Origin of the sequence: Poinsettia branch-inducing phytoplasma str. JR1, from assembly GCF_000309465.1 — a bacterium.
GTDB classification, from domain to species: Bacteria; Bacillota_I; Bacilli_A; order Acholeplasmatales; family Acholeplasmataceae; genus Phytoplasma; species Phytoplasma pruni.
The window spans coordinates 1-6,545 of record NZ_AKIK01000055.1; the positions used below are offsets into that span (position 1 = coordinate 1).

The window sequence follows — 6,545 nt, forward strand, 5'->3', positions numbered from 1 at the left end:
ACAAAAAATATTTTTATTAACTTTAGATAATTGTGCCAATTGTGATCAATTAAAAAACATCTTATACAAAGTATATCAACAATATTTAAAACACATTCAAATTATTAATAGACCACAAATGCTTCATTGTGAAACATTTTATCAACTAGTTAGTAAATATAATATTAAAAAAACACCAGCTTTAATTAACGATAAAACAGGCGCTATTTTAAGCGAAGTAAGGCTGGATATGATAGATGCTTTCTTAAAAAAAGAATATTTCTTTACCAAACGAGGAGCTTTAAAAAAATAATTAAATAAAATTCAATAAAAGGAGCTTTAAAAAATGTCTAAAAAAGTAAAAGAATTAAGAAATGTTGTAAATAGAATAGATGAACTAAGAGATAGAGGATATACGATTGAACAATTATTTAATGCTGGATTTACACTCAACGAATTAATAGATGCAGAATATACAGCCGATGATTTAATAGATGATGGTTTTACTGCTGATAAATTAAGAAGTTATGGATATACATTAAAAGAATTAACAGATGCTGGTTTTGCAGCTGATGAATTAACAGATAGTGGATATACATTAAAAGAATTAAGAAATGTTGGTTTTACTGCTTATCAATTAATAAATACTGGATTTACAGCTGATGAATTAATAAAGGCTGGATTTTCAACCAAAGAATTATTAGATGCTGATATATAGGTAAAGAATTAAAAGCCGCTGGATATACAATTGAGGAAATAACAGCTGCTGGATTTAATTTACATTTTAAATAAAAGGAGATTTACATGTCTAAAAAATTGAAAAAATTAATAGCTGTTAGATATACACTTCAAGAATTAATAGATGCTGGATGTACACTTCAAGAATTAAAGAATGCTGGATATGCACCTCTGGAATTAACAGATGTTGGATATACAATTGATGAATTAAAAGATATTGGTTATACAGCAGAAGAATTATCTTATGGTGGATTTACAGCATCAGAATTAAGAGCCGCTGGATATACACTTAAAGATTTAATAGATGCTGGATTTGCACTTGATGAATTAAAAAATGCTGGATTTACAGCTAAACAATTAAAAGATTATGGATTTACAGTTTTAGATTTAAAAGAAGCTGGTTTTATAGATGAAGATTTAAAGTTTGAAAAATAAATTAAATAATAAATTAAAAAAAAGAGGAATCAAAAAAATGGCTAAAAAAAACAAAAAAAAGAACACTCAGCATAATGTCACCACATGTGGCAAAAAAGATTTAATCAAAGAAATCGCTACAACAACTCAAAATACTGTTAAAGCAACAGAGGAATTTTATAATGCTTTTGAAAAAAATTTATTTCAAGCTATAGCTACTCATGAAAAAGTAACCTTATCACCTTATATTGGTAAATTTGTTTTAAAAACCCGTGGAGCCTACATAGGAAGAAATCCCCAAACAGGCAAAAAACTTAAAATACCATCCAAAACAGTAGTTAGTTTTAAAATTGCCTCTATTTTAAAGCAAGAAGTGGCTGATCTAGAAATTATTTAATCAAAACTATTCTTACCCATAAAGAAGGGGGAAAATTTCTTAGAACTCCTTTATTTACCCCTTCTTTATGGGTAAGAAAATCATTATCAAGAAAGGAAATAAAAAAATGGCTATCAGAAAAAAAGGCACTCATGTTCAACCAATGAATACTAAAAAACAACTTAATAAAAAAACTATAAATAAAAAAGTTGATAAAAAAGACAAATTATTTATTATCGAACAAATAAACAAATTATTACAAGAATTGGAATAAAAACCCCAAAGAGTAGGCGATAAGTGAATAAAGTTGTTGTTCTATTTAAATAAAAGGAGATTTAAAAAATGTCTGAAAAATTAATAGATGTTAGATATACACTTCAAGAATTAATAGATGCTGGTTTTACATATGAAGCATTAAAAGAATTAGAATAAAAACCAGAAAGGAATAAACTTTATGTGGAATTGTTTCGTAAAAATAAAAACGTTTATTTTGGCATTGTTTTTAAATATAGGAGATGTTTGCCTCAAATTTATTAAAGGATTTACGGTTGAAGAAATTTTAGCCCATCGAATAGATACGATGCAAACCACTATTTTTACTGTCTTGTTAATAACAGGGTTTAAACCTGTTTTCCAATTATTAATTAATATTATTGTTTTTGTGAAAGACATCATTATGGGTTGTTTTTTTAAACAAAGAAAATTAAAACATTTAGCGAAAAAAGAGGCTAAGCAAGAAGAAAATCTCCAATTACTATTACAAAAGCTTGAAAAGATAAAAAGTTCTAACCACACATTAAGAGAACAAATAGAAACTTTAACACAAAATATTGGAAAAAAGGAAGAAAAACATGAATGAATATTTATTCAGTTTAGGTTTTATGATAGGCAGTTTGTTTACTTGCGGTATTTTCTTGTTATTGAAAAAGACTTTTTTTACTAATCATATTACCCCTCATCCAAAGAACAAAGATTTAGAAGATATTTCCTTAATTATTAAAAATCTTCATATTAATCATAAAAAAGATAACCTACAAATAAATGCAAAAATAAATCAAGAAAGAGAAGAATAAAAAAGATGGCTATTAAGAAAAAAAATCCAACAAAACCATTATCTAAAACTAGAAAATTATTTAATTGTTGGTTAGTTATTGCCCCGCTTTTAACAGTGGTAACTATTAGTAGTTTATGGTTTAAAAACCATTTTCAAACTCAAGACCAAAAGGAAACTATTCCAGAAACAATAAATAACGAAAAACAAGAATGTCTAGATTTATATATCGATCAAATAAAAATTTTAGAAGAAAATATCAAAATTAAAGAAGAAGAATTAAAAGATAAAGAGCTGACAACTGCTTATAAAAATGCTTTAACTACCATTAAAGAACTTAAAGAAAAACAAAAAAAACAAATTAAAAATATTATTGATTTTAAAAACTACTTAAAACAATTAGAAAATAAAATTAAAAACATGGAACAAAAAATAAAAAAAGTTCCTAATTTAGAAGAGAAACACCGTTTAACTGAAGATAAACTCTTAACAGAAAAAGAATTAATTCAACTAAAACAAGAAGAAAAAACTTTAGAAGAGAAACAAGAGCTAACCAAAATTATCCAAAATATAGAAGAAAAATTAAAAAACACTCAATTAACTTCTACTTATAAAACTACTCTTAATAATGACAAAATTAATAAAGAAAATAGAATTCAAACTATTAATGATAAAATAGCTCAAATAGCTGCTAAAATTAATTTAAAACAAGATCTTGCTGCCTATCAAAGAGAAATAGAAGATCCTAATACGCAAGCAGAATTAAAACCTCATTTAAATGAATGTATTAAACACATACAAGACCAATTAGCTAAATTAAAATAATATTAGTAAATACCAATGAGTCAATTAACTTTTATTGAAAAAATTGCTTTATATTTTAGTTGCTTTTTGTTAGGTTTTGGCCTTCATGCGCAATTAACTTCTCCCCAGATTATTCTAGAAGAGAATATTTCTCTTCTAGAAAATGATAATAAAAAAGTAGCACAAGAAGAATTATTAAAGCATAATAACTATTTAGCGAATATCTTCAAACCACAAAACGAAATCATCAAAAGTTTATTTTATGAACAAATAAAACCTCTTGAAGAAACTACTACTATGGATGATATGAAAGTTTATCATGTTTATTTAGGGCAAAATGCTACTATGAAAGATGCTTTAGGTTGGTTAGGTCATTATTTTAAAGATAAAACTTTTAAAAGTACTTTTACTTATGCGCTATATAATAATCAGATCAATGATAAAATGATTGAATTTAATTACCGTATTAAAGAACCACCACCACAAGGTTTTTTATTAGCTTATTTTGAAGGTGGGACAAGAGCAGGTAAAAACGATACTTATACCTTAGAAGATTTAAAACAAATGGGGCAGGGTGCTAAAGCTTTGTATTATTTATGGGCTACTCATCCTCCTTTGTCAAACAAACCTAATGACAACTTACCAGCTATTCCTTTTGAACCCACTAATTATAAATTAGAAATTTTTTATGATAAAGGCACTAATTTTGGTGGCCCTTCTTACTTAGCGATTGATAAAATAGCTCTGAAAGATATTAGAAATCAGAAAATAGTCGCTATTTATCCTATTAATCAAAAAATTGAAGAACCTTTTGTGATCTTTAATTATGATTTTGAACTTAAATTTCCTTATTATAATTACGTTCAAGAAGGCATGATATGGAACACTAACCATATCAAATCTTTAAGAAAAATTGATTTGTATGAGAAAAGAACTAACCAAAAAAGAACTTTATATTATGATGTAGAATAAAAATTATTAAAAAAGAAAGGAGTTTGATCAATCATAATAGTTAGTTTACTTATTATCTAATAGTTTTAATAATAAAATGAAAGGAAAATTAAAAATGAAACAAAATAACCCCAAAAGTTGGTGGCATTATTTGAAAAAATATTTAAATAAATACTTAGCCAAACGCATTGTTCAAATTGGCTTAAAATTGATCGGTGGTTTATTCATTATTACTATGACAATATGTGCGTTTAAGATGGTTCAGCACTAAATTCAAACAAGGAAGGAAAATATCATGTATGTTATTAATTAAAAAAAAGCTTTATTGGTGTTTTGTGGGTCTTTTAAGTTTATTTACTGTTGTTCTTTTTAGTTATGGCCTTTACATAAAACATACTAACCAACAACCTCTTTCTCTTGACCAACAAAATAAAACCCAAGAGGAAAGGGAAGCGGCAGAACAAATTCAAAAACAATTAAAAACTTTAGGAGAAGCATTAGCCAAAGAAAACCAAAAAAGAGCATTAATAAGAAAGCAGTATGACCTTATTGATGATGAAATTAATAAAAATATAGCTGCTATCAATACTTTAAACACCAATATTACCGAAAAAGAACAAACTTTAGCTGCCTCTTTTGACACCTTAAGCACAGAAGAAAAAACTAAATTACAAGAAGAAATTAATGTTTTAAAAAAGCAAAGAGATGAATATTTACAAAAAGGCAAAGCTTTAATTGTCCAAAGAAAAAATTTAGATCAAGAAGAACAAAAAATTATTCAAAATATGGATGATTTACAACAAAAAACGCAAAATATCTCCTCTTTAGCTTCTTTAACAGATAAGATTAACCTTTTACAAGAAACTATTCAATATAACTATGCGAATAAAACTTTAATTAAAAAAATATTAGCACAAGCAAAAGATAATAAAGAAGAAATTAACAATCTAAAAAGTTATGATTTATTTTTAGACGAACAATTATTATCTTTTAGCCAACAAGTAAGACAATTAGAAAAAGAATTAAACGCTAAAAAAAATAATCAACTTTATCAAAAAGATAAAAAAATCATTACTTTTAAAGATGTTTTCGGGATGGAACGAGAAAAAGAAGCTTTAAAAGATTTGGTTTATTATTTTAAAAGTGATCAAAAATTAGTTAATTTTGATAAAGTAACGCCGCGTGGTTATTTACTATATGGCCCACCAGGGACAGGAAAAAGTTTTTTAATGAAAGCTCTTTGCGGTGAAGCAGGTGATGTTCATTTTATCGAAATTGAACCATCTAAATTTGATAAAACTTATGTTGGCGAAGGGAACGAAGAACTGGAAAAAATTTGGGCCGAAGCTGAAGCCCATGATAAATCCATTATCTTTATTGATGAAATAAGCGGTTTAGCTAATAGAGAAGATAAAAACACTAGTCAAACCGCTAGTAATATTGTCAATAATTTATTAACCAAACTGGATGGTTTCAAAAAAAGCGATAAAAAAATCATTTTAATGGGAGCAACGAATCACTTAGAAAAAATAGATAGTGCTTTAAGAAGTCGTTTTTCGGAAGAAATTAAAATAGATTTAATTAAAAATGAAGAAATAGCTAAATTTTTAAAATTTTTAGTAAAACCTTTTCAAATCAGTTATCATACTTTTTTACATTTAGATGAAATAGCTAAAAGATGCGAAAATAAGCATTATTCTAATCGTGATTTAACGGGGTTAATCGAAGGTGCTTATTATAAAAAAACTAATCGTTATAAGTATGAGAATCCTTTAGAACATGAAGTAATGCTACCTTCTGATTTAGATGAAGTCCTAGATAGTAAACAAAATATTGTTAAAAGTCAAGAGGAAATAACCCAAAGAAGAAAAGCTTGTGAAGAACAATATGCCACTTGGAAAAAAGGGTTGCAAAAATATTTACCTAAATCAAAAGATATGACTAAAGTGCAAGAAGTTTATACTTTTTATGGTTTAGAAGGATTAGGTTATTATCAAAAAATTCTTAATCAATTTAAAAATAATCAACATCCCTTGCAAAAAGAATTAAAAACTCTATTAGAACAAAAAGATCATTTACAAATTGAAATAACAGCTTTAGAACCATATAAATCTTTTAATAAAACTTTAATCGCACAAAAATACAACGCTATAGCTCTTTTAGCACAACAAATTAAAAATCTAAATAATGAGATTACAGAAGAAAAAGAGTTGTGTGAAGAAAGAATAAAAA

11 protein-coding genes are annotated in these 6,545 nt (G+C 26.3%); all 11 read left to right on the plus strand.

All coding sequences use genetic code 11. From position 1 onward, the window contains the following. Window positions 1-292 (plus strand): hypothetical protein (locus ON17_RS01460; protein ID WP_017191727.1); only part of this gene is annotated, 292 nt, incomplete at its 5' end. A 33-nt stretch (window positions 293-325) separates the two neighbouring features. Next, entirely contained in the window at window positions 326-697 is a 372-nt protein-coding gene (locus tag ON17_RS01465; RefSeq protein WP_017191728.1) for a hypothetical protein, read from the plus strand. Between the two features lie 86 nt (window positions 698-783). Further along, entirely contained in the window at window positions 784-1,152 is a 369-nt protein-coding gene (locus tag ON17_RS01470; RefSeq protein WP_017191729.1) for a hypothetical protein, read from the plus strand. 37 nt (window positions 1,153-1,189) lie between these two features. Further along, a complete protein-coding gene (locus tag ON17_RS01475; RefSeq protein WP_051006262.1) occupies window positions 1,190-1,528 on the plus strand; it encodes an HU family DNA-binding protein in 339 nt (112 codons plus the stop codon). A 106-nt stretch (window positions 1,529-1,634) separates the two neighbouring features. Beyond that, window positions 1,635-1,781: a hypothetical protein gene (locus tag ON17_RS03720; protein ID WP_017191731.1), complete on the plus strand. Its 147-nt coding sequence runs from the start codon at window positions 1,635-1,637 to the stop codon at window positions 1,779-1,781. A 180-nt stretch (window positions 1,782-1,961) separates the two neighbouring features. Next, on the plus strand, window positions 1,962-2,366 hold the full coding sequence (locus tag ON17_RS01480; RefSeq protein ID WP_017191733.1) for a hypothetical protein: 405 nt from the start codon (window positions 1,962-1,964) through the stop codon (window positions 2,364-2,366). Next, window positions 2,359-2,580, plus strand: a complete 222-nt coding sequence (locus ON17_RS01485) for a hypothetical protein (protein WP_017191734.1) — start codon at window positions 2,359-2,361, stop codon at window positions 2,578-2,580. Before ON17_RS01480 ends, ON17_RS01485 begins: the two co-directional genes overlap by 8 nt. Window positions 2,581-2,585: 5 nt before the next feature. Then, window positions 2,586-3,383 (plus strand): hypothetical protein, encoded by a 798-nt coding sequence (locus ON17_RS01490; protein WP_017191735.1) that lies wholly within the window; start codon window positions 2,586-2,588, stop codon window positions 3,381-3,383. Between the two features lie 15 nt (window positions 3,384-3,398). Beyond that, entirely contained in the window at window positions 3,399-4,334 is a 936-nt protein-coding gene (locus ON17_RS01495) for a hypothetical protein (RefSeq protein WP_017191736.1), read from the plus strand. Window positions 4,335-4,428: 94 nt separating this feature from the next. Further along, window positions 4,429-4,584: a hypothetical protein gene (locus ON17_RS03545; RefSeq protein ID WP_017191737.1), complete on the plus strand. Its 156-nt coding sequence runs from the start codon at window positions 4,429-4,431 to the stop codon at window positions 4,582-4,584. Window positions 4,585-4,612: 28 nt separating this feature from the next. Beyond that, a partial coding sequence (locus tag ON17_RS01500; protein ID WP_017191738.1) for an AAA family ATPase occupies window positions 4,613-6,545 on the plus strand: 1,933 nt, incomplete at its 3' end.

Bases quoted from the DNA above. Each gene is read 5' to 3' on its own strand.
- ON17_RS03720 (WP_017191731.1), top strand. From the start codon at position 1,635: ATGGCTATCAGAAAAAAAGGCACTCATGTTCAACCAATGAATACTAAA.
- ON17_RS01475 (WP_051006262.1), top strand. From the start codon at position 1,190: ATGGCTAAAAAAAACAAAAAAAAGAACACTCAGCATAATGTCACCACA.
- ON17_RS01490 (WP_017191735.1), top strand. From the start codon at position 2,586: ATGGCTATTAAGAAAAAAAATCCAACAAAACCATTATCTAAAACTAGA.
- ON17_RS01485 (WP_017191734.1), top strand. From the start codon at position 2,359: ATGAATGAATATTTATTCAGTTTAGGTTTTATGATAGGCAGTTTGTTT.
- ON17_RS01495 (WP_017191736.1), top strand. From the start codon at position 3,399: ATGAGTCAATTAACTTTTATTGAAAAAATTGCTTTATATTTTAGTTGC.
- ON17_RS01480 (WP_017191733.1), top strand. From the start codon at position 1,962: ATGTGGAATTGTTTCGTAAAAATAAAAACGTTTATTTTGGCATTGTTT.
- ON17_RS01470 (WP_017191729.1), top strand. From the start codon at position 784: ATGTCTAAAAAATTGAAAAAATTAATAGCTGTTAGATATACACTTCAA.
- ON17_RS03545 (WP_017191737.1), top strand. From the start codon at position 4,429: ATGAAACAAAATAACCCCAAAAGTTGGTGGCATTATTTGAAAAAATAT.
- ON17_RS01465 (WP_017191728.1), top strand. From the start codon at position 326: ATGTCTAAAAAAGTAAAAGAATTAAGAAATGTTGTAAATAGAATAGAT.